Genomic DNA, 22,764 nt, shown 5'->3' on the forward strand with positions numbered 1-22,764 from the left:
TAAAAACCTCAATCGTCAAGATCACTACTTGGTAAAATAAAAGCACTGCGAATTTCAGTTGGCAGTGCCATCGGTTTCATTTTGCTTAAATTGACCGCAACCACCACCACTGTGGCCTGCGACAGACAGTTATCACTGCGCCATAGACTTTGCTTAAACACTAAGCTTGCACCTTTGATTTCGCTGACCGCACTTTGCACAACTAACGTATCATCGAGCCTAGCGGGCTGGCGATAATCAATCTCCAACCGCTTCACCACAAAGGCAAGCTGGCGTTCAGCTAACAATGCCTGCTGCGAAAAGCCAAGCTGGCGCAAATATTCGGTGCGCGCACGCTCAAAAAAGTGCAAATAGCGCGCGTGATAAACCACGCCACCAGCGTCGGTGTCCTCGTAATATACGCGTAGGTCAAAATGATGCACGGCGCAACTCCACTCTTCAAAGCTTGATATTATCAAGAATTTCTGCCCAATTGTCTAGCAATTGCATAACAGTTATCCAATATTACGCATTTAGACCGCACTTTTACTTGATTGTTCGATAAAAAGCATCCCTTAGAGATGCTTTATGCTAGAAAAGGTAGATAAATGCTAGCCCTGAAATAGCCGCAATGTAGCCGATGAACGGATTGAAAATCAGTTTCCAACGTGCTTTGATGAGATCAAGCCCGATACCATGAATCCATAAAATGGATGTTCCCCAAATCAAAAAGGACGTAAACAACGGCGACGGTCCACCAAAATCCAAAGCAAAACGTTTCGCATTGATAAACAAAGTGACCATCAATACCACGGCTAAGATAAGTGAAAGGGCTCGCCAGGAGCCCTTGTTGACTGATTGATAGAGTTTATCAAGCATTATTTACTCGTTATCAAAAGTGCCTGTTTTTTCAGCACTAATCGTCACGATGGCTGAGAACATCACAGCAAGCATAACACCCAAGATCCATACAACATAATACATCGTGTGTCCTCCTAGTAAAGTGAGCTTTTGTTGTTTTCAATGAAGTTACTGTCGATGCGGCCAAACATTTTAATGTATGCCCAAATAGTGTACGCCAGCAAAATCACCACGAAAACGAGAGCAAAGCCAAGCATCAAGGTCAACGTTAATTGACTTGATGTTGCATCCCACATGGTTAAACTTGTGTTCGGCTGTGTAATTGATGGCATAATGAATGGGAACATTGCCACACCACAGGTGAAAATAATACCAGCCATAGTCAATGATGAGAACAAGAAGGCAAAACCTGAGCGGTTAGCTTTCGAGAACACAATGTTCAACAACGCGCCCACCAAGCCCAACGCCGGTAAAGCCCATAAGATTGGCATCGCTTTAAAGTTATTGAACCATGCGCCTGTTTCCAGCGCCACTTCTTTGCCCAATGGGGTTGAAGCCGCGTTGTGATCCATCACGCTCGTGACCACAAAGCCGTCTTTGAACAACAACCACACACCCGCTAATGCAAAGGTAATCAAGGTTGCAAAAGCACCCACTTGAGTGACCATTCTGGCACGGTCACGTAAATCACCTGTAGTTTTCATTTGCAGCCATGCCGCGCCTTGAGTGGTCAGCATAGACAAACTAATCAAGCCACACAGTAACGCGAAAGGATTCAATAAGCCCCAGAAAGAGCCAGTGTATTTCACTTGCAAAATATCATTGAATTCAAATGGCACACCTTGCAATAGGTTGCCAAAGGCAACACCAAACACCAATGATGGCACCAAGCCACTGATGCAAAGGCCCCAATCCCACGCACTACGCCATTTTGGACTGTCGATTTTTGCACGATACTCCAAGCCCACTGGGCGGAAGAATAACGCAGCCAACACCAAAATCATGGCAATGAAAAAGCCTGAAAACGAGGTGGCATACACCATCGGCCATGCAGCAAACATTGCGCCCCCTGCGGTGAGTAACCAGACTTGGTTACCATCCCAGTGTGGGGCGATGGTATTAATCATCACACGACGCTCAACTTCTTTTTTGCCTGCAAATGGCAACAAGGTCAACACGCCCATGTCAAAACCGTCTGTTACTGCAAATCCTAACAGCAATACGCCAACCAGCAGCCACCAGATAAAACGGAGAATTTCGTAATCAATCATCTTTTGTCTCCTGCTTATTTCGCTGTTTGTTCAAAATAGTAACGACCTGTTTTTAGCGCGCTTGGGCCAAGGCGACCGTATTTGAACATCAAATACATCTCAGCAACCAAGAAGATACTGTAGATCGTACAGATTGTAATAATCGAGAACCAAAGATCGCCTGTGGTCAAATCAGAGTGCGCCACACCCACTGGCAACATATTATAAATCGCCCATGGTTGACGGCCATATTCTGTCAAGAACCAGCCACTTTCAATGGCAATCCAAGGCAGAGGAAGACCCCATAGCAACAAATGATGTAGCCAACGTCTTTGACCTATTTTTTTACTTACCGTGGTCGCAAAGGCTGCAATCAACAACAATATTAGCAATCCACCTACGGCCATCATCACACGGAACGCATAGAAAGTAGGCCCTACTTTAGGAATTGTAGAAGCGGCTGCTTGTTTGATTTGCTCATCGGTTGCATCAACCACATTGTCGGTATAGCTCTTAAGCAATAAGCCAAAGCCTAAGTCTTTTTCATATTCTTTAAACTGTGCTTTCTCTGCATCAGTATAGTCACCACTACGCAGTTTTTGCAGCAATTGGTAAGCCACCATACCGTTGCGTACACGTTGTTCATTTTCCACTTTCAAATCACGTAAGCCTGTGATTTCTTCAGTTAGTGAACGGGTTGCGATGATCCCCGCTGCATACGGAATAGAAATGGCAAAATCATTTTTCATTTCTTTCTCATTTGGAATGACAAACAAGTTCCAGTCAGCTGGTGCAGGCTCTGTATGCCATTCCCCTTCCATTGCAGCTAATTTTACAGGCTGAGCTTTACCAATATAGTAACCTGACTCATCCCCCATAATCACCACAGAAATTATCGCGATCAAGCCGAAAGGTGCAGCGACAGAGAATGAGCGTTTAGCAAAGCCAATATCACGCCCTTTGAGCAAGTAATATGAGCTGATACCTAATACGAAAATGGCACCACAAACATAACCTGCTGATAGTGTGTGCATAAATTTGGTTTGTGCAATTGGACTTAACCACAAATCGAGGAAGCTGGTCATTTCCATTCGCATGGTTTCAAAATTAAATTCTGACCCTACTGGTTTTTGCATCCAGCCATTGGCCACCAAAATCCACATTGCAGAAAGGTTTGAACCAATTGCCACGAGATAGGTTGACAACAAGTGTTTGCCTTTAGATAGGCGATCCCAACCAAAAAAGAATAGACCTACAAAGGTAGATTCCATAAAGAAGGCAAGCAACGCTTCAACCGCCAAAGGCGCGCCGAAAATATCCCCAACATAATGAGAATAGTATGACCAGTTAGTTCCAAATTGGAACTCCATAGTGATCCCAGTGGTCACCCCAAGGGCAAAGTTGATACCAAATAACTTACCCCAGAATTTGGTCATATCTTTATACACTTCTTTGCCTGTCACCACATACAAAGTTTCCATGATCACTAAGATAAATGAAAGCCCAAGTGTTAGTGGTACAAACAAAAAGTGATAAAGTGCGGTTAATGCGAACTGCAATCGAGAGAGTTCAACAATATCTAACATCTCAACTCCTTGTAAACACTACAAGTTTTAGTGTTTGATTACGCAATGTAATCACCCCAGCATTTAAATCAATGCCACTTCAAAATACTCACCGCACTTTTATATTTAATGATCAATACCCCATCAATAAACAAAAAGTGTGAATAAGCAAAAATTCTATTTATCATACCTGTGATCAGACACAAAAAACAGAAATTTTAATATTTCTGTCACATTTTATTACAAAGATCAAAAAATCACGAAATGAAACCGTCTGCAAAAATTGATATAAATCAACTTTATTAAAATTTTGTTATTTTTTAACCTTATACCTTATTAAATTACTGAAGTATTTTGTTAAAATTTACGTTAATTTAATGACAAAAAATAGACATAACGGTTTTAATTTGTTACTTTTGGAACGATTATACAATTTAAAATTATCAAGTATTTTGGAAAGGGCGTTTAAATGACTCACACTATTCGATTCACTCTAGGTATGCTTTTCGGACTCGGTCTATTAGCATTCAATGCACAAGCAGAGCAATTGCCAAGCCAATGCAAAAAGCTATTCACCGAAACAGAGCAACTGATCAAAGAAGCTGAACAACAACCTGGCACCCACACCCAATTCACTTCAATCAAAAACAAATTATCACAAAGCAAAAAACAAATTTTGGCGCTTGAACGTGAAGTCCAAATTAAAAGTTGCGACAAAGGTTTAACCGCACTTAACAATCTGAAAAACAAAGACATCAGCAATAACTGATATTAACGTTTGTCTTCAGGGCAATTAAGCCCTAAGTGCAAGTATGTCTGCGCTGTGGCTACACGCCCACGAGGCGTGCGCTGCAAAAAGCCACGCTGAATTAAAAAAGGCTCAAGCACATCTTCAATTGTCTCTCTCTCTTCACCAATCGCTGCCGCAAGGCTATCTAACCCTACAGGCCCTCCTGCAAATTGTCCTGTTAATGCCAGTAATAATTTACGATCCAAATAATCAAACCCTTGATGATCAATATCTAGCATTTTCAGTGCATCTTGCGCCACACTAAGCGTGATCTCACCTTGATTTTTGACATCTGCATAATCTCGCACACGGCGTAACAAACGGTTAGCAATGCGTGGCGTACCACGTGAGCGTTTAGCCACCTCAAGCGCCGCTTGTTCTTTGAGTTTCAAGCCCAAACAATGACTAGAGCGTTCAACAATCAAGGTGAGATCCTCAATGGAATAAAATTCCAAACGTTGCACAATGCCAAAACGATCGCGCAATGGCGAGGTTAATGATCCTGCACGGGTTGTGGCACCAACCAATGTAAAAGGAGGCAAATCCAATTTGATCGAGCGTGCTGCTGGCCCTTCACCAATCATAATATCAAGTTGATAATCTTCCATCGCAGGGTAAAGCACTTCTTCAATTGCAGGAGAAAGACGGTGGATTTCATCGATAAACAGCACATCATGCGCTTCCAAATTGGTCAACATGGCAGCCAAATCACCTGCTTTTTCTAACACTGGTCCTGAAGTGGTGCGGATATTCACACCCATTTCATTGGCAATGATATTGGCCAACGTGGTTTTACCAAGCCCTGGCGGACCGAAAATTAACAAATGATCGAGCGCATCTTGGCGCAACTTTGCGGCTTGAATAAAGATCTCCATCTGCGCGCGCACCGCACTTTGCCCGATGTAGTCTTGCAATAATTTAGGGCGAATGGCGCGGTCAATAGTATCTTCCCCGCCAAGATCGGCCGCGCTAATAATTCTATCCGCTTCTATCATCTTTCACCTATATCGCACTTTTTAGCGCATCACGAATCAGCATTTCGCAACTTACACCAGCCTTCGCCACGCGTTTGACCATTTTTTCCGCCTCTTGCCCTTTGTAGCCAAGCGCCATTAATGCAGCCACCGCTTCAGTGATAGGATCATCATCAAGCGGTTGTGTATTTGGCACAGCAGATAAGTCATCAACAAAAAACACGGGTTTGACGTCTTTGAATTTCCCTTTCAGCTCCACCAACAAGCGCTCGGCGGTTTTTTTGCCTACGCCTGGGATTTTCACCAATTTGGAAAGTTCTTCACGCTCAATCGCATAGGAAAACTCATCAGCCGACATCGCCGATAAAATGGCGAGTGCCAATTTAGGACCTACACCGTTGGTTTTGATCAGCTCACGGAACAAAGTGCGGTCGCGCTTTTGCATAAAGCCAAACAAGAAGTGCGCATCTTCCCGCACCACAAGATGAGTGAATAAACACGCACTGTTGCCCGTTTCAGGCAATTGGTAAAAACTGGTCATCGGCAGCAAAAGCTCATAGCCCACCCCGTTAACGTCAAGCAAAATTTCAGGGGGTTGCTTTTCGATTAAAATACCTTGTAAACGCCCTATCATCATCGTCCTTGGAAAAATTATGTACTTATAGCATAAATAAAAACTGTATAAATATCCAGTTATTTTTCTGCCTTCAAGCGAAAACGCCCGTGACTGTACCGTGCTTTAAGTGTAAGCGCGCTGGTATTTTGCATGTTGAGCGCTTGATTGATCTGTTGTGAATGCAGCGTACTGTGCGCGTGTGTGATGGCAATGGCGAGAGCGTCGGCGGCGTCTGCTTGTGGAGAGGCGGAGAGTTGGAGCATGGCGCTGACCATGTGCTGCACCTGTGCTTTATCCGCCGACCCGATTCCCACCACCGTTTGCTTCACCAGCCGTGCGGCATATTCAAACACAGGCAACTCGTGGTTGACCGCTGCCACAATCGCCGCGCCGCGCGCTTGCCCTAGCTTGAGCGCGGAGTCAGCATTGCGTGCCATAAACACCTGCTCAATAGCGAATATATCAGGCTGAAACTGTGCGATAATCTCACTCACGCCCGCGTAAATGCGCTTAAGGCGGCTCGGCAGATCATCCACATTGGTACGGATTGCACCACTGCCGAGATAAGTCAACTGCTTGCCTGTTTGGCGAATCACGCCATAGCCCGTCACACGCGAACCAGGGTCAATGCCGAGAATGATCGCCATATTTATTACAACAACGCGGCCACTTCGTCGCTGATCTCGGCGTTGTGATAGACGTTTTGCACGTCATCACAATCTTCAAGCATATCCACTAAGCGCATCAATTTAGGCGCACTGTCTGCGTCTAACTCCACACTCGTCGATGGAATCATAGTCACTTCGGCTTCACTGATCTTAAAGCCAGCGGCTTCAATCGCATCGCGCACCGCACTTAGCTCTTCCCATGCGGTGTAAACTTCAAAGCTGCCGTCATCTTGGCCTTGAATATCTTCCGCGCCTGCTTCAAGGGCGGCGTCCATCAAGGCTTCTTCGTCGCCTTCATCCACTAAAATTAAGCCTTTTTTGCTGAAAAGATACGCAACAGACCCATCTGTACCAAGATTACCGCCTGTTTTGGTGAATGCGTGGCGCACTTCAGAAACGGTGCGGTTACGATTATCACTCAAGCACTCAACATACACCGCGGTGCCTGCTGGGCCATAACCTTCATAGATAATGGTTTCCATGTTGGAGTCATCTTCGCCACCAGCGCCGCGTTGAATCGCACGGTTGATGGTATCACGAGTCATATTACTGGCCAGCGCTTTGTCCACTGCGGTTCGCAGGCGTGGGTTTGAACTGATATCCGCACCACCAATTTTGGCCGCGGTAACCAACTCACGAATCAGCTTGGTAAAAATTTTGCCACGCTTTGCATCTTGCGCCGCTTTACGGTGTTTAATGTTTGCCCACTTACTGTGACCTGCCATTATAAATCCTCTTTGTTGTTACGTTTTAAAATAAATTCTTCAATTGCTTGCGCATTATTCCATGATTTGGTGCGCCTAACCGCACTTTGAGCATCCAGCCATTGATAAGCATTATGTTCACTCAAGGTCAATGGCTGATGCTGACTCAGCGGTAATAAAAACCAATGTTCGCGACATGTGTTCACGCCTGGAGCATAGCGGTGCTTGAACTGTTGAAAAATCTCAAACTCCACCTCTTTTTGACAATCGTATAATTCAATTGTCTCATCAGCAAGCCCTAACTCTTCTTTAAGCTCTCGCCGTGCAGCTTGCGCGGGGGTTTCGTTGTGTTCTAAGCTGCCCGTGACCGATTGCCAAAAAGTGCGATCATCATTGCGTCGGAGCAATAACACTGCACCTGTACTGGGGTCATAAACCACCACTAATACACTTTCAGGCTGTTTAAAAATTTTCACTAAAATTAATCGATTTTATGCTGTCTGCTAAAAACTCAGATTTCACCACGCCAAAAAGCGTTTGATATGGCAAAATCAAATTAATTTCACCTTCGACATAAGAGCCCAATGCATACGGTGGAAATTTAAACTCAATACCACGATAGGTGAATGTGAAATTAAAATCATCAGCGGCAAAAGTATCTTTATAGTCATTTAAGCGTTCTCGCGCGATAGTATCTACATCTGTTGCACCATCAACACCTTGATTTTCAGCTTTGATATAATCTACATAAGCCGCTTTAAGCAAGTTAAGCAACACTGAACGTTGACCAGGCTCAACAATATTATCTATGCTTAAGCGTGTTTGACTATTTAAATCAAAATTAGTAAACGTTGTCGAGCCAAATCCATGTGCACCACCTTGAAACACATAAAAATCTTCACTAAACATAGCAATATTACCACGCTGTCCTAAAAAGTGCGGCGCGTAATAGCTTTCCCAGCCGATTAACGCATCTTCACCTGACAACACTTTTTTAACACTTTCTAGCTGTACTTTTGCTAACGTTGCAAGATCAAGTTTTGCAAATTCAACCTGTTTTTGTTTAATTACTTTTTCATCAAGATCAAAAGGTAAAACAGGCTCTAAGTAATTTCTTGCATTCTCCTCAAAATAACTATCTAACCATGCTTGCCCTGTTTTTAGAGTCACAACTTGAAGTGCATAACAGTGTAAATCGGGTTTCTCCATACACGCTTTTTCAGCTGTTAACTGCACCGGCTTCACATCCAGCAGCGGTGTTTGCGCCTGAACAGCAGTTGCACTAAGTAAAAGTGCGGTCAGCGCGGTTAATTTCAAAGACGTTTTCATGCTTAATCCTTTTGTTTCACAACACTGATAGCCAACTCATTTAATGCTTGCGCATTGCCAAAACTTGGCGCGTCGGTCAATAAACAGGCTGCTGCCGTGGTTTTCGGGAAGGCAATTACATCACGGATGTTGTCAGTGCCTGTGAGTAGCATCGTTAAACGGTCTAAGCCAAAGGCCAAACCTGCGTGTGGCGGTGTACCAAATTTCAACGCATCAAGCAAGAAGCCAAATTTTTCACGTTGTTCTTGCTCGTCAATGCCTAAAATACGGAACACGGTTTGCTGCATCACAGGGTCAAAAATCCGCACGGAACCGCCACCGACTTCATAGCCGTTAATTACCATGTCATAGGCATTCGCCACAGCTTGCGTTGGATCTTGCTCCAGTTGCTCTGGCGTTGCGTTAGCTGGCGACGTGAATGGGTGGTGCATCGCGGCAAGATTGCCCTCATCGTCACGCTCAAACATTGGGAAGTCGATAACCCACAGCGGTTTCCATTCATCAAGTGCGGTCAAGCCACAATCCCGTCCGAGTTTCAAGCGCAATGCGCCCATCGCATCGGTGACGATTTTGTAAGTATCCGCACCGAAGAAGATAATGTCACCTGTTTGCGCGCCCACTCTCTCGAGCACCGCACTTAACACCTCAGGGCTTAAGAATTTGGCAATTGGGCTTTGCACGCCGTCCACGCCTGCATTGATGTCGTTGACTTTCATCCACGCCAGTCCTTTCGCGCCATAAATGCCGACAAACTGAGTGTATTCATCAATTTGTTTGCGCGTGATGGTGTTGCCATTTGGCACACGGATCGCAGCAATGCGCCCGTTTGGATCATTGGCCGGACCGCTGAACACCTTGAAATCCACAGCTTTAAGCAAATCCGCCACGTCCACCATTTCTAGCGGATTGCGTAAATCTGGCTTATCTGAGCCAAAGCGGCGCATGGCTTCTGCAAAGGTCATCACTGGGAAGTTGCCCAAATCCACGCCCAAAATTTCTTGCCACAAGCCTTTGACCATCTCTTCCATCACGTCACGCACATCTTGCGCGCTCATGAAAGAGGTTTCCACATCAATTTGGGTAAATTCTGGCTGGCGGTCGGCGCGTAAATCTTCATCGCGGAAGCATTTAACAATTTGATAGTAGCGGTCAAAACCCGACATCATCAGCAACTGTTTAAACAATTGTGGTGATTGTGGCAGGGCGTAGAATTTGCCTTTGTGTACGCGGCTTGGCACGAGGTAGTCACGCGCGCCTTCTGGTGTGGCTTTGGTCAACATTGGTGTTTCAATATCCAAAAAGCCGTGGCTGTCCATAAAACGACGCACGAAGCTGGTGATGCGGGCACGGGTTTTGATACGATCAGCCATTTCAGGGCGACGCAAATCCAAATAGCGGTATTTCAAACGCTGTTCTTCGGTATTATTTTGGTTGAAATCCAGTGGCAGAACCTCAGAGGCATTAAATACGCGCACCGCTTTAGCGGAGACTTCCACTTCACCCGTGGTCATATTCTTGTTCACTTGATTATCAGGGCGCGCTTGCACATCGCCCACCACTTGAATACAAAATTCACCACGCAGACGTGAGGCCGCTTCAAACGCCTCTTGATTGGCAGGGTCAACAAACACCTGCACAATGCCTTGACGATCGCGCATATCCAAGAAAATCAAGCCACCTAAATCGCGACGGCGGTGTACCCAACCACTTAAGGTTACTTCCTGCCCAACATTTGTGGCATTTAAATCACCACAATAATGTGTTCTCATCATTTTTTTATCCTTTGTTTTAAAGAGGTTTAACTGGTCGATTATAGCTGAATTTACACTCGGTTTGAACACGTTTTTATCCAAACCGCACTTTACTTCCGTTGTGCCAAAAAGTGCGGTAGTGCCGCGATGGAGTCCAGCACCGCATCGGCAAGGAGCTCATCTTGTAGGGAGACCGCTTTGCCTGTGCGTACCAAAATATTACAACCAATGCCTGCCTGAAGACCTGCTTGAATATCCGCCAGCTTATCACCGATCATCACCGATTGCGTAGGATCAATATCCAGCTCGGCGATGGCTTGCAATAGCATACCTGGCGCAGGTTTGCGACAATCGCATGCTACGGCATACTCTCCTTTCCCCTCAGGCAAGTGCGGGCAGTAATAGATGCCGTCTAAATCCACACCTCGATCGGCCAACGACCAATCCATCCATTCAGTCAAAGACAAAAACTGCTGCTCACTAAATAACCCGCGCGCAATGCCCGATTGATTGGTCACCAGCACCAGCAAATATCCCATTTTTTTTAAGCTGATCAACGCCTCAATGCTGCCGTCGATAAAGGTAAAATCATCAATTTTATGGACATAACCGTAATCAACATTGAGCGTGCCGTCACGGTCTAAAAAGATTGCTTTGTTCATGCCTACCTACTTTATGACAAATTTTTGTCTATTATGCGGTATTTTATAGCATATTGGCGCAACTTTTTTGCGCCTAAGAGAAAATAGTGATTGACATAGCTATCTAGACGTCTAAAATGACCAAAATCATTATTTTTATTGTAGGGCTTTATGATTAAGCTAAAAAACATTAACAAAGTCTTCAGTGTCGACGGGCGCACGCTGACCGCACTTGATAATGTCAATTTGGAGATTCCCAAAGGGCAAATCTGTGGTGTGATTGGCGCCTCAGGTGCGGGCAAAAGCACCTTGATTCGCTGCGCCAATTTACTTGAAACGCCTACCAGCGGGCAAGTGTTTGTAGACGGCGAAGAACTTACTGCGATGACCAATAGCCAGCTAATCAAAGCGCGGCGTAACATTGGCATGATCTTCCAACATTTTAACCTGCTCAGTAGCCGTACTGTGTTTGGCAATGTGGCACTGCCGTTGGAGTTGCTGGGCGAGAGCAAAGCCACAATCAAACAAAAAGTGGATGATTTGCTTGCACTTGTGGGGCTGGCGGATAAAAAAGACGCCTACCCTAGCAACCTTTCAGGCGGGCAAAAGCAGCGTGTGGCGATTGCACGCGCACTGGCGTCAAATCCAAAAGTCTTGCTGTGCGACGAAGCCACCAGTGCGTTGGACCCAGCCACCACACACTCTATTTTGGATTTATTGCAAGAGATCAATCAAAAACTGGGCTTAACTATTTTGCTGATCACGCACGAAATGGAAGTGGTTAAGCAAATCTGTCACCATGTGGTGGTGATTGATAAAGGTCAACTAATTGAACAAGGCAGCGTGAGTGAAATCTTCTCCAATCCCAAAACAGATCTTGCCAAGCGATTTATCAAATCCACCGTGCGCATCAATTTACCTAAAGAGTATATTGATCAACTCTCCAGCTCGCCGAAAGGACCTAACTCATGGCCAATCATTAAATTTGAATTCACTGGCCGCTCGGTGGACGCGCCACTGCTTTCTCAGGCGTCGAAAAAATTTGGTGTGGAGCTGAGTATTTTAGTGTCACAAATTGACTATATCGGTGGTGTAAAATTCGGCTTTACTATCGCTGAGGTGGAAGGTCCAGAAGATGCCATTGAGCAGACCAAAATTTATTTAATGGAGCACAATGTGCGTGTTGAGGTGCTAGGCTATGTTTGATCGATTAACGCCGCAAGTTTGGAATATGATTGGGCAAGCCACCCTTGAAACACTGTATATGGTGTTTGTTTCTGGCTTGATTGCAACAGTACTTGCGATCCCACTCGGGGTGATTTTATTTATTTCTCGCAAAGGGCAAATTCGCCAAAATATGAAGCTGTACCGCACTTTGAGTATGGCAGTGAATATTGGGCGGGCCATTCCGTTTGTGATTTTACTGTTTTGGATCATTCCCTTTACCCGCGCGGTGGTGGGCACCAGCATCGGCACCACAGCGGCAATTGTGCCACTGACCGTCTCCGCTGTGCCGTTTATCGCACGCTTGGTGGAAGGCTCTCTGATTGAAATCCCAAGTGGGCTAACCGAAGCAGCGCGCGCGATGGGCGCAAGCAATTTACAAATCATCACGAAGTTTTTATTGCCTGAGGCACTGCCAGGCTTGATTAATGGCATCACCATTACATTAGTCGCGCTGGTTAACTACTCTGCTATGGCCGGCATCGTTGGCGGCGGTGGATTAGGTGATGTGGCCATTCGTTATGGTTATCAAACCCATGTGCCTGAAATTTTAACCACCGTGGTTATCATTTTGGTTATCATGGTACAAATCATTCAATTTGTAGGGGACAGCCTTGTTCGCTACGTTGATCATCGTTAAACCCAATGTCTATAAAAGGAAGTTAATTATGAAATTAAAATCTCTCTTTACCCTAAGTGCGGTTGCCGCAACCTTAGCGCTGTCAACATCTGCATTTGCAAAAGATGGCAAAGTGAAAATCGGCGTGCAAAACGGTCCTGAAATGACCGTAGCAGAGACTGCAAAACAAGTAGCCAAAGATCAATTCGGTCTTGAAGTAGAATTAGTGCCATTTTCAGACTATGTTACCCCAAATGCCGCATTGGAAGAAAAATCCATTGATGCCAACGCATTCCAACATAAACCGTATTTAGACTCACAATCGAAAGCGCGCGGCTGGACGGATTTAGTGATTGTAGGGAATACTTTTGTGTATCCAATTGCAGCATACTCACAAAAAATTAAAAATCTTGATGAGTTAAAAGATGGTGCAACCATCGCCATTCCAAACGACCCAACTAACGGCGGTCGCTCACTGCTTTTACTGCAAGCCCAAGGCTTGTTGAAATTAAAAGAAGGCACAGGCTTAACTCCAACAGAATTGGACATTGTGGAAAATCCGAAAAACTTAAAAATCCGCTCACTTGACGCAGCCTTGATCACCCAAGTGTTACCAGAAGTGGATTTGGCCATCATCAACAACACTTTCGCAGGCCAAGCGGGGCTTTATCCAAGCAAAGATGCAATTTTTGTTGAAGACAAAGACTCTCCATACGTCAACATCATCGTGGCACGTGAAGACAACAAAGATGATGAAGATGTGAAAAACTTTGTTAAAGCCTACAACTCTGAGCCAGTATATAAAAAGGCGATGGAAGAGTTCAAAGACTCTGTGGTGAAAGGCTGGTAAGCCAACCGCACTTTGTATTTTCAGTTCAAGCCGAAAGTTCGCTTTCGGCTTTTTTATGGAGAGAACATGACAGACTATGCCCTACTGGCCAAAACCTTACGCGCGGTAATCAGTGATGACGATGATACCATCAGCGTGCTTGCCAACAGCGCCGCGCTGCTCAACGATATCTTGAACGACATCAACTGGGTAGGATTTTATCTACTCAAGGGCAACACGCTGACCCTTGGGCCATTTCAAGGCAAAGTGGCGTGCACTCGCATCCCTGTCGGCAAAGGAGTATGTGGAAGTGCGGTGGCGCAAAGACGTGTGCTGCGCGTAGCCAATGTACATGACTTTGCAGGCCACATTGCCTGCGACAGTGCAAGCCAGTCGGAAATCGTGCTACCAATTATGGTAAACGGCAAGATCATCGCCGTGCTGGACATCGACAGCCCCGTATTAAACCGTTTTACTGATGTAGATGAACACGGCTTAAACGAGATTGCTTCCTTGCTGGGTGCGCACTTAAGCCACATTCACGGCATAAAATAACAAATTGACAGCAAGTATACTGAGCAAAAACTGCGCGCTGATAATAAATTCTAAAATGCCCACCTGCTTGACCGTTAAGCGAAAGTGCGGTGCAATCAGCGCGCGCAAGGCAGCAGGCAAAAAGCAAAGTGCGGTCGGCAGGTTGACCCATGCGCCAACCAACAGCAGCAATGCGATGTGATAAGCATAAGACGCATAAAGATAACGCACGTTTTTACGCTCACGCAGCATGGTTTTCACATACAACGTGGTGCCAATAAAAAACAGGGTTGGCAGCCAAAATACAGACCAAATTTGGGCATCAAAAGTGCGGTGCGGGAAATAGTACGCCGCCATGCCCGCGATACCAAAAATCACAATGGCGGCAATGTCGTTGCCTAGCGCGCGCTCATCTTTAGCTTTAACATAATGCACATTCACCAACGCAAAGGGCAACATTGGTAACAAAAATAACGCCACCGCAGGATTATAATACAGCGCTGGCAGTGCAAAAATCACCGCACTCAGGGCATAACGTACCGCCCAGCGGCGATTAAGCGCCAGATTGCGCTGTTTAAACAGATTAAAAAACGGATACGTAAACAGATACAGACAACACCACGCCAACAGCAATGACACATGCCACCACAGTGGATCGCTTGTCAACATGCCATAGAAAAAAGGCAGTAGCGCCATCACAATGGCGCCGTGCTGATTAGAAACGTAAAGTTTCATTAGTGGCGATCTTTTTCTTTCATTGCGGCAAAAAAGGTTGCCAAAATCGGGCCTGACACATTATGCCAGAAACTGAAAACCGCACTTGGAATAGCCGCCACAGGGTTTAAGTGTGCCGCAGCCAACGCCGCGCCAAGACCAGAGTTTTGCATACCCACTTCAATCGCCACCGCTTTACTGTCAAAAGTACTTAGACGGAACAGTTTTGCTGCTAGAAAGCCGACTAAATAGCCTAGACCATTGTGTAACACAACTACACCGAAAATCAGCCAAAACGCATCAAGTTGGATAAGTTTATCTTTGCTTACAGCCACCACTGCCGCTAAGATTAAAACAATGGCGATCACAGAAACTAACGGCATAGCTTGACTTAACTGTGTCGCTTTTTGTTTCAATAGTGCGCGCACAACCAAGCCTAAGAAGATCGGAAATAGCACCATTTTCAGCACAGAAATAAACATCGCCATAGCATTTATATCAATCCATTGGCTGGCGAGCACGTAAAACACAACAGGTGTTAAAATCGGGGCAAGCAAGGTAGAAATTGTGGTGCATGCAACAGAAAGCGCGGTATTACCACGGGCAAGATAGGTCATCACATTAGATGATGTGCCCCCTGGACATGAGCCAACCAAAATCACCCCCACTGCCAGCTCTGCTGGCAATGCAAATCCTTTTGCGAGGGCAAATGCAATGGCTGGCATAATAACAAATTGTCCCACAACTCCCACAAACACAGATTTTGGATGGCGTGCAACCTCACTGAAGTCATGAAAAGTTAACGTAATGCCCATGCCGAACATCACAATACCCAAGAGGTAAGGAACATAGCTCAATAGTGGCTTAAAGGTATCAGGAAATTGAAAGGCTAAAAAAGCGAACAGCAAAACCCAAACAGCGAAGGTTTTGCCCGCGAATTGGCTAATTTTAACTAACGCTTGCATAATTTTTCTCTATAAAATAAATGGAGATGTAACGTTACCAAAATTGAAAAGTAAGTTCAATTTACAACCAGCAAAAAAACCGCACTTTTTATCTAAAGTGCGGTGTAAGTAATTACTTACCAATACAAAACGAACTAAAAATACTCGTCAGCAGGTCATCTGAGGTGAATTGACCTGTAATAGTGCTCAGTGCGTCTTGCGCAAGGCGCAGCTCTTCGGCGAGTAATTCGCCGGCGTGAAACTCTACCAGTTGCGTATGCCCGCGTTCAAGACATTCAGCGGCGTGTGACAGCGCATCCAAATGGCGGCGGCGCGCCAAAAAGCCGCCTTCGGGGCTGGCTTGATAGCCCATCGCTTTTTTCAAATGCTCACGCAACAAGTCAAGGCCTGCTTGAGTTTTGGCTGACAGCGTAATTTCCGTGCGGCCATTTTCAACGCGTTGGCCTTCAGCTTCACCACTGATGTCGGCTTTGTTGCGAATCACCGTCAGTGGCATATTCTCAGGCAAGCGGGCGAGGAATTCACGGCTGGCAAAATCGAGCTGCTCGGCTTGTGGTGCAGCAGAGTCAATCATCAGTAAAACATGATCGGCCTGTTCAATTTCTGCCCACGCGCGGGTGATGCCAATTTTTTCCACCTCGTCGCTCGCCTCACGCAGGCCTGCGGTGTCGATGATATGCAGTGGCATGCCGTCAATGTGAATATGCTCGCGCAGCACATCGCGCGTGGTGCCCGCAATGTCAGTGACAATCGCTGCCTCACGCCCTGCCAACGCGTTAAGCAGGCTGGATTTGCCCGCGTTAGGACGCCCTGCAATCACCACTTTCATGCCTTCACGCAAAATCGCCCCTTGGTGCGCTTGCGACCGCACTTTGGCCAGTTGCGCAATGATCTCATTCAGTTTGCCTTCCACCACGCCATCGGCAAGGAAATCAATTTCTTCATCAGGAAAATCAATCGCTGCTTCAACATAAGTGCGCAGGTAAATCAACATATCGACCAGCGTGTTAACTTTGTTAGAAAACTCCCCTTGCAGTGAGTTCAGCGCACTGCGTGCTGCCTGCACAGAACTGGCGTCAATTAAATCGGCAATGGCTTCAGCTTGCGCCAAATCGAGCTTGTCATTCAAAAAGGCCTGCTCTGAAAACTCGCCTGGGCGAGCAAGGCGCACATCATCCAGTTTTAAAATTTGCTCAAGCAGCATATCCAACACCACTTGCCCACCGTGGCCTTGCAATTCCAGCACATCTTCGCCAGTAAAAGAATGAGGCGCTTTGAAATAGAGCGCGATGCCTTGATCCAGCACTTGCCCATCAAGGGTTTTAAATGGCAAATATTCTGCCAACCGCACTTTAGGGCATTTGCCTAAAATCGCCTGCGCCACCGCTGTCGCTTTTGGCCCTGAGATGCGCAAAATGCCAATCCCACCACGGCCAGGGGCGGTGGCTTGCGCCACAATCGTTTCATTTTTCATAATGCTAACCGCACTTTACTTTTTGGTGAACGATGAAAAAGGCACTCAGTGAGTGCCTTTAAGAATTATTTTTTCTTACGGGAATGTAACCCACGTTTCTCAAGCCCGCGATAAATCCATTGCTGTTGCGCGATGGTGATCAGGTTTGAGGTTAACCAGTAAAGCACCAAGCCAGATGGGAACCACAGGAAGAAGAAGGTAAATGCCACTGGCATAAAGGTCATGATCTTCTGCTGAGTTGGGTCAGCCACAGGGGTTGGCGACATTTTTTGCAGCAGGAACATAGATGCACCCATTAACACTGGCAAGATATAGTAAGGGTCTTGCGCGGATAAATCTTGAATCCAGCCGAAGAATGGCGCATGGCGCAGTTGCACCGCTTCCATAAACATCCAGTAAAGGGCAATGAAAATTGGCATTTGTAATAGAATAGGTAAACAACCACCCAATGGGTTCACTTTTTCTTCTTTATACAAACGCATCATCTCTTGGCTCATGCGTTGTTTATCGTCACCAAAACGCTCACGCAACTCTTGAATGCGTGGTTGTAGCATACGCATTTTTGCCATTGAGGTGTATTGCGCTTTGGTCAGCGGATACAAAATCGCTTTCACGATGATGGTAACACAGATAATTGCCAATCCCCAGTTTGACACAATGCTTTGGATAAATTGCAACAATTTGAACAGCGGTTTAGAGATAAACCACGCCCAACCATAATCCACGGTTAAGTCTAAGTGCGGTGCCACTGCTTCCATTTGGTTTTGCAGTTTCGGGCCTGTCCACAATTTGCTTTCCACGCTTTGAGTGGCGCCTGCTGGAATCACCATGCTCGGCGCACGGAAGCCAATAAAAGCAAAATCTTTGTTGGTACTGGTGTAAAGCTGATTGTCTTCATGCTGATTTGGAATCCAAGCAGTAGCGAAATAGTGTTGTAACAACGCCACCCAGCCTTGCTTAGTCGCAATTGATAAGTTCGCCTTTTCCATGTCTTCAAAGCTGTATTTTTTATAATTGGTTTCTGAAGAGGAATAAGCGCCCCCCGTATAGGTTGGCATTGCCAAGTTGGTGGAGTGTTCAATCAAGGTATGTTTAATTTGCGCATACGGCTGAATTTCAATCGGCTCAGCGCGGTTATTGGTGATGCTGTAAACCACATCAACCACATAACTACCACGTTTCACGATGAATGTTTTTTCCACTTTCATGCCGTCTTTTTCCAACACAAAAGGAATCCGCAATTCATCTTGCCCGTCGGCTAACGTGAACGCATTGCCATCCACGCTATACTGCGCGCGCCCTGCTCGGGTGTCAACCCCGTCTTTACCCACCAAGCCACTTTGCGCCACATAAACAAGGTTTTTGTCATTTTGCAACAGTGAGAAAGGCTTATCTGAGTTCAACTCTGCGTTGTATTGCAACAGTTCAGAATCCACAATATCACCACCATTGGTGGCAATTTTCAGGCGTAATACGTCACTTTCAACGGTCACCACATTGCCTGTTTCTTGTGAGTCAACCGCACTTTGAGCTGCTTGGCTGCTTACTGGTGTATCACTGTTGCTATCGACTGTGGTGGCTGTTGCACTGGCCGCTGGCGTTTCAGCTTTTGGCGAATGATAGTCAATTTGCCATTGTTGATACACCAAGAAAGAGATAAAGACGAGTGCAATCACTAATAAACTACGTTTAGAATTCATTATTTTTCTCTGTGTTGGTTATGGGTTGAGTGTTCACATTGTTTTTCAGGCACGGGATCATATCCACCAGCACTTAAAGGATGACATTTTAATACACGTTTGAGCGTAAGCCAACCACCTTTTAATGCGCCAAAGCGTTTTATCGCCTCAAGGCCATATTGCGAGCACGTTGGCGTGAAGCGACAACGCGGACCGAGCAGCGGGCTGATGACCAAGCGATAGCCTTTGATCAGCCCAATGAGGCATTTCGCGCCAAGCGACGATGACGATTGCATAAAATGTCCAACACTTCAAACAGCTGTTTGTTATCCATCTCTCCTAAGCCTTTGCGGGCAATCACAATAAAATCCATCGCGGGCAAATTGTGTTGGTTGCGCCGGAAATAATCACGGCACACGCGTTTGATGCGGTTGCGCACCACAGCACGCTTAACGTGTTTTTTGGCAATGGTTAATCCCAAACGTGGGAAGCCTAAATGGTTGGCGCGGGCAATAATGCTGATTTCAGGGCGAGAGGCTTTGACAGACTGTTGAAAAACAAAGGTAAACTGTTCGGGAGTTAACAGGCGTAACTCCCGAGAGAAAGGATACTTAACTCCACTCAAGGTGAGAATTAAGCTGATAGACGTTTACGGCCTTTGGCACGACGACGCGCTAACACTTGACGACCGTTTTTTGTTGCCATACGCGCACGGAACCCGTGAGTACGACTACGTTTTAATACGGATGGTTGAAATGTACGTTTCATAATTAATCTCTACTTATCGTTAAACTCTAATGTTTTAAGGTTAAGGCTATCGCCCAAAACGGGCAATCGAAAGTTAGCCCAAAAATAAGGAATCGAATTTTAATCGTAAACGGCGCAAGTGTCAAATAAGATTGCACAAAACAGCGTGAAATTTTGTCACCGCACTTTTTCCGATCGACCACTACGCCGCCGAGAGCAAGCAGTTAGAATGTTTAAGGCAAAATTGCAAGCACTTTTTTTGTGTTTTTTTGTGTGTAAACTCGGGATTTTTACTCCTCTTTTCGGTATTATTAACAAAAACCGTACTTCCCGTTTAGAAAATGGGGATAACCCAATGGAGTTTTACATGTCGTCTTCTCTTTGGAAAGATTTATGGCAAAATTGTCTTTCTCAACTGCAAGATCAAGTGTCGTCAAATGATTTCAGCATGTGGCTCAAGCCATTGCAAGCTGAGGTGAAAAACGACACGCTGTTGTTGTATGCACCCAATCGCTTTATCATTCAGTGGGTGCAAGATAAATTCCACAGCCTGATTGTGGAAATCATAAAAGGCTTAAGTGAAAGTGCGGTCGGCAAAATTAAATACGTTGAAGGCATCAAACCTAAAGCACTGACACCCGCATCAGCGCCTACTGCTGAGCCACCAGCACTTGAAATGCCTGCCACATCAGCGAACAACGCCCCAGAAGCTTACCGTTCTGGGCTAAATACCAAGCAGACATTCGAGAACTTTGTGGAAGGGAAATCCAACCAAATGGCGCGCGCCGTAGCGCAAAAAGTGGCGGACAACCCAGGCGGTGCCAACTCTAATCCGCTTTATCTCTACGGCGGCACGGGCTTGGGGAAAACACACTTGCTGCATGCCATTGGCAATGAAATTCTCGCACGTAATCCGCAGGCGAAAGTGGTGTATATGCACTCTGAGCGTTTTGTGCAAGAGATGGTGAAAGCACTGCGCAACGATAAAATGGAGCACTTCAAGCGCTTTTATCGCAGTCTTGATGCGCTTTTGATCGATGACATTCAATTTTTCTCCAACAAAGAAGGCTCACAAGAAGAGTTTTTTCACACCTTTAATGCCCTATTTGAACACAATCACCAAATTATCCTCACCTCCGATCGCTATCCGCGCGAGATTGAAAAAATCGAGGACCGTCTACGTTCACGCTTTGGTTGGGGTTTGAGTATTGCCATTGAACCCCCTGATTTGGAAACACGAGTGGCGATTTTGATGAAAAAAGCCGAAGAAAACCACCTTAATTTGCCTGAAGAAGTGGCGTTTTTTATCGGGCAGAAACTGCGCACTAATGTACGCGAATTAGAAGGTGCGCTCAATCGCGTAGCAGCCTATGCACAATTCACTGGCAAGCCAATCACCATTGATTTTGTACGCGAAGCGCTCAAAGATATGCTCGCGCTGCAAGATAAATTAGTCACGGTGGAAAATATTCAAAAAACCGTGGCGGAGTATTACAAAATCAAAGTCTCCGATCTCACCTCCAAGCGAAAATTCCGCTCTATTGCCCGCCCGCGTCAGCTGGCGATGGCACTATGCAAAGAGTTGACTAACCGCAGTTTGCCTGAAATTGGTAAATTATTTGGCGATCGCGATCACACCACGGTGTTACACGCCTGTCGGAAGATTGAAGAATTACGCGAAAAAGATAATAATATCCAAGAAGATTTTTCTAATTTAATTCGTATTTTATCTGCCTAAAAAGGGGCCGCTATGCAATTTTCAATAAGCCGTGAAAATTTGATTAAACCATTACAACAGGTCTGTGGCGTGCTGAATTCGCGCCCACCAACAGCCGTTTTGCACAATTTATTGCTGCAAATTGACGCACAGCGCTTGATTATGACGGGCACCGACTTAGAAGTTGAACTCTCCACCCAGTCACCGTTGCAAAGTGCCAGCCAAGACGGATTTTACACCATTCCAGGCAAAAAATTCTTGGACATTTGCCGCAGCTTTCCTGATGACGCCTTAATTGATGTCACGTTTGAAGATGACCGCGCGGTGATAAGCTCGGGTCGTAGCCGTTTCACGCTGTCAACCCTGCCAGCCTCTGACTACCCAAGCCTAACCGACTGGCAAGCAGAGGTGGATTTTACCGTGGCGCAAGATACCTTGATTCGCTTAATTGATGCCACGCAGTTTTCCATGGCCAACCAAGATGCGCGCTATTTCTTAAACGGCATGAAGTTTGAAACCGAAGGCAATTTGCTGCGCACCATTGCAACAGACGGCCATCGTTTGGCGGTGTGTACCATGGCGCTTGAGCAACCTTTGCCTAATCATGCCGTGATTGTGCCTCGCAAAGGGGTGCTTGAGTTAAAACGCCTGCTCAACGAGCCTGAAGAACAAGTGCGCATTCAAATCGGCACCAGCAATATCCGTGTGCAATTTGAACACACGGTGTTTACCTCAAAATTAATTGATGGGCGTTTCCCTGATTATCGTCGCGTGCTGCCACGCAACGCTGATCATATTATTGAAGCCGACTGGACAGTGTTAAAACAAGCTTTCACCCGCGCGGCGATTTTATCCAGTGAGCGAATGCACGGTGTGCGCCTTGCATTAAGCCCGAATCAAATGGCAATCACCTCTAGTAACGCTGAAAAAGATGTGGTAGAGGAAGTGCTGGATATTCAATACGATAACGAGGAAATGGAAATCAGCTTTAATGTCAACTATTTGCTTGATGTCCTCAACGCACTCAAATGTGACAAAGTGCGGTTTCGCTTCAGTGATGCCAACTCCAGCTGCCTGTTGGAGGATTGTAACGACAGCTATGCTGAGTATGTGATCATGCCAATGCGCTTATAG

General features: G+C 45.8%; 27 protein-coding genes. 7 read left to right on the top strand and 20 right to left on the bottom strand.

What is annotated here, in order from left to right:
* Positions 1–8: 8 nt before the first annotated feature.
* The 5 genes from ybgC to HPC38_RS05530 form a co-directional block, all read right to left on the bottom strand.
* Positions 9–422 carry a tol-pal system-associated acyl-CoA thioesterase gene (gene ybgC / locus HPC38_RS05510; protein ID WP_208120285.1) on the bottom strand — a complete coding sequence of 138 codons (414 nt, stop codon included), beginning with the start codon at positions 420–422 and terminating at the stop codon, positions 9–11.
* Between the two features lie 148 nt (positions 423–570).
* On the bottom strand, positions 571–858 hold the full coding sequence (locus tag HPC38_RS05515; RefSeq protein ID WP_208120286.1) for a cyd operon YbgE family protein: 288 nt from the start codon (positions 856–858) through the stop codon (positions 571–573).
* Between the two features lie 3 nt (positions 859–861).
* Complete coding sequence (locus tag HPC38_RS05520; RefSeq protein WP_208120287.1) at positions 862–963, bottom strand: cytochrome bd oxidase small subunit, CydX/CbdX family; 102 nt, start codon at positions 961–963, stop codon at positions 862–864.
* A gap of 11 nt (positions 964–974) precedes the next feature.
* Positions 975–2,111 carry a cytochrome d ubiquinol oxidase subunit II gene (gene cydB / locus HPC38_RS05525; protein WP_208120288.1) on the bottom strand — a complete coding sequence of 379 codons (1,137 nt, stop codon included), beginning with the start codon at positions 2,109–2,111 and terminating at the stop codon, positions 975–977.
* 14 nt (positions 2,112–2,125) lie between these two features.
* A complete protein-coding gene (locus tag HPC38_RS05530) occupies positions 2,126–3,676 on the bottom strand; it encodes a cytochrome ubiquinol oxidase subunit I (protein WP_208120289.1) in 1,551 nt (516 codons plus the stop codon).
* 448 nt (positions 3,677–4,124) lie between these two features.
* Between HPC38_RS05530 and HPC38_RS05535 the strand changes: the two genes are divergently transcribed.
* Entirely contained in the window at positions 4,125–4,424 is a 300-nt protein-coding gene (locus HPC38_RS05535) for a DUF5339 domain-containing protein (protein ID WP_208120290.1), read from the top strand.
* Between the two features lie 2 nt (positions 4,425–4,426).
* On the opposite strand, the gene ruvB is transcribed toward HPC38_RS05535, so the two are convergent.
* The 8 genes from ruvB to gmhB all read right to left on the bottom strand — a co-directional run bounded on the left by ruvB (position 4,427) and on the right by gmhB (position 11,149).
* Positions 4,427–5,440 (bottom strand): Holliday junction branch migration DNA helicase RuvB, encoded by a 1,014-nt coding sequence (gene ruvB, locus HPC38_RS05540; RefSeq protein ID WP_208120291.1) that lies wholly within the window; start codon positions 5,438–5,440, stop codon positions 4,427–4,429.
* 7 nt (positions 5,441–5,447) lie between these two features.
* A complete protein-coding gene (ruvA, locus tag HPC38_RS05545) occupies positions 5,448–6,053 on the bottom strand; it encodes a Holliday junction branch migration protein RuvA (RefSeq protein ID WP_208120292.1) in 606 nt (201 codons plus the stop codon).
* Positions 6,054–6,112: 59 nt separating this feature from the next.
* Positions 6,113–6,682, bottom strand: a complete 570-nt coding sequence (ruvC, locus tag HPC38_RS05550) for a crossover junction endodeoxyribonuclease RuvC (protein ID WP_208120293.1) — start codon at positions 6,680–6,682, stop codon at positions 6,113–6,115.
* Positions 6,683–6,687: 5 nt separating this feature from the next.
* Positions 6,688–7,428, bottom strand: coding sequence for a YebC/PmpR family DNA-binding transcriptional regulator (locus HPC38_RS05555; RefSeq protein WP_208120294.1), 741 nt, complete (start codon positions 7,426–7,428; stop codon positions 6,688–6,690).
* On the bottom strand, positions 7,428–7,883 hold the full coding sequence (gene nudB / locus HPC38_RS05560) for a dihydroneopterin triphosphate diphosphatase (RefSeq protein WP_408021846.1): 456 nt from the start codon (positions 7,881–7,883) through the stop codon (positions 7,428–7,430). Before nudB ends, HPC38_RS05555 begins: the two co-directional genes overlap by 1 nt.
* A complete protein-coding gene (locus HPC38_RS10570) occupies positions 7,870–8,724 on the bottom strand; it encodes an RsiV family protein (protein WP_208120295.1) in 855 nt (284 codons plus the stop codon). Before HPC38_RS10570 ends, nudB begins: the two co-directional genes overlap by 14 nt.
* Positions 8,725–8,738: 14 nt before the next feature.
* Positions 8,739–10,508, bottom strand: coding sequence for an aspartate--tRNA ligase (aspS, locus tag HPC38_RS05570; RefSeq protein WP_208120296.1), 1,770 nt, complete (start codon positions 10,506–10,508; stop codon positions 8,739–8,741).
* Between the two features lie 89 nt (positions 10,509–10,597).
* The gene (gene gmhB / locus HPC38_RS05575) at positions 10,598–11,149 is read right to left on the bottom strand and encodes a D-glycero-beta-D-manno-heptose 1,7-bisphosphate 7-phosphatase (RefSeq protein ID WP_208120297.1); all 552 of its coding nucleotides are present in this window, start codon (positions 11,147–11,149) and stop codon (positions 10,598–10,600) included.
* 150 nt (positions 11,150–11,299) lie between these two features.
* On the opposite strand from gmhB, the gene metN reads away from it, so the two are divergent.
* The 4 genes from metN to HPC38_RS05595 all read left to right on the top strand — a co-directional run bounded on the left by metN (position 11,300) and on the right by HPC38_RS05595 (position 14,355).
* Positions 11,300–12,334, top strand: coding sequence for a methionine ABC transporter ATP-binding protein MetN (gene metN / locus HPC38_RS05580; RefSeq protein ID WP_208120298.1), 1,035 nt, complete (start codon positions 11,300–11,302; stop codon positions 12,332–12,334).
* Positions 12,327–12,992 carry a methionine ABC transporter permease gene (locus HPC38_RS05585; RefSeq protein ID WP_208120299.1) on the top strand — a complete coding sequence of 222 codons (666 nt, stop codon included), beginning with the start codon at positions 12,327–12,329 and terminating at the stop codon, positions 12,990–12,992. Before metN ends, HPC38_RS05585 begins: the two co-directional genes overlap by 8 nt.
* A 28-nt stretch (positions 12,993–13,020) precedes the next feature.
* The gene (locus tag HPC38_RS05590) at positions 13,021–13,821 is read left to right on the top strand and encodes a MetQ/NlpA family lipoprotein (protein ID WP_208120300.1); all 801 of its coding nucleotides are present in this window, start codon (positions 13,021–13,023) and stop codon (positions 13,819–13,821) included.
* A gap of 66 nt (positions 13,822–13,887) precedes the next feature.
* The gene (locus HPC38_RS05595; RefSeq protein ID WP_208120301.1) at positions 13,888–14,355 is read left to right on the top strand and encodes a GAF domain-containing protein; all 468 of its coding nucleotides are present in this window, start codon (positions 13,888–13,890) and stop codon (positions 14,353–14,355) included.
* Here HPC38_RS05595 and HPC38_RS05600 read toward each other — a convergent pair.
* From HPC38_RS05600 to rpmH, 7 genes are all read right to left on the bottom strand, one after another.
* Positions 14,329–15,069: a YwiC-like family protein gene (locus HPC38_RS05600; protein ID WP_208120302.1), complete on the bottom strand. Its 741-nt coding sequence runs from the start codon at positions 15,067–15,069 to the stop codon at positions 14,329–14,331. The two genes, HPC38_RS05595 and HPC38_RS05600, sit on opposite strands and share 27 nt — an antisense overlap.
* Positions 15,069–16,013 carry a bile acid:sodium symporter family protein gene (locus HPC38_RS05605; RefSeq protein WP_208120303.1) on the bottom strand — a complete coding sequence of 315 codons (945 nt, stop codon included), beginning with the start codon at positions 16,011–16,013 and terminating at the stop codon, positions 15,069–15,071. The genes HPC38_RS05600 and HPC38_RS05605 overlap by 1 nt, the downstream gene beginning before the upstream one ends.
* Positions 16,014–16,125: 112 nt before the next feature.
* The gene (gene mnmE, locus HPC38_RS05610; protein ID WP_208120304.1) at positions 16,126–17,487 is read right to left on the bottom strand and encodes a tRNA uridine-5-carboxymethylaminomethyl(34) synthesis GTPase MnmE; all 1,362 of its coding nucleotides are present in this window, start codon (positions 17,485–17,487) and stop codon (positions 16,126–16,128) included.
* Between the two features lie 65 nt (positions 17,488–17,552).
* Positions 17,553–19,187 carry a membrane protein insertase YidC gene (gene yidC / locus HPC38_RS05615; protein WP_208120305.1) on the bottom strand — a complete coding sequence of 545 codons (1,635 nt, stop codon included), beginning with the start codon at positions 19,185–19,187 and terminating at the stop codon, positions 17,553–17,555.
* Positions 19,187–19,462 (bottom strand): membrane protein insertion efficiency factor YidD, encoded by a 276-nt coding sequence (yidD, locus tag HPC38_RS05620; protein ID WP_208120306.1) that lies wholly within the window; start codon positions 19,460–19,462, stop codon positions 19,187–19,189. The genes yidC and yidD overlap by 1 nt, the downstream gene beginning before the upstream one ends.
* Positions 19,417–19,791 carry a ribonuclease P protein component gene (rnpA, locus tag HPC38_RS05625; protein ID WP_208120307.1) on the bottom strand — a complete coding sequence of 125 codons (375 nt, stop codon included), beginning with the start codon at positions 19,789–19,791 and terminating at the stop codon, positions 19,417–19,419. Before rnpA ends, yidD begins: the two co-directional genes overlap by 46 nt.
* An 8-nt stretch (positions 19,792–19,799) precedes the next feature.
* On the bottom strand, positions 19,800–19,934 hold the full coding sequence (rpmH, locus tag HPC38_RS05630) for a 50S ribosomal protein L34 (protein ID WP_084255372.1): 135 nt from the start codon (positions 19,932–19,934) through the stop codon (positions 19,800–19,802).
* A gap of 346 nt (positions 19,935–20,280) precedes the next feature.
* On the opposite strand from rpmH, the gene dnaA reads away from it, so the two are divergent.
* A complete protein-coding gene (gene dnaA / locus HPC38_RS05635; RefSeq protein ID WP_208120308.1) occupies positions 20,281–21,651 on the top strand; it encodes a chromosomal replication initiator protein DnaA in 1,371 nt (456 codons plus the stop codon).
* 12 nt (positions 21,652–21,663) lie between these two features.
* Positions 21,664–22,764 (top strand): DNA polymerase III subunit beta, encoded by a 1,101-nt coding sequence (gene dnaN / locus HPC38_RS05640; RefSeq protein ID WP_208120309.1) that lies wholly within the window; start codon positions 21,664–21,666, stop codon positions 22,762–22,764.

Source organism: Spirabiliibacterium pneumoniae, from assembly GCF_014884995.1.
GTDB lineage: Bacteria > Pseudomonadota > Gammaproteobacteria > Enterobacterales > Pasteurellaceae > Spirabiliibacterium > Spirabiliibacterium pneumoniae.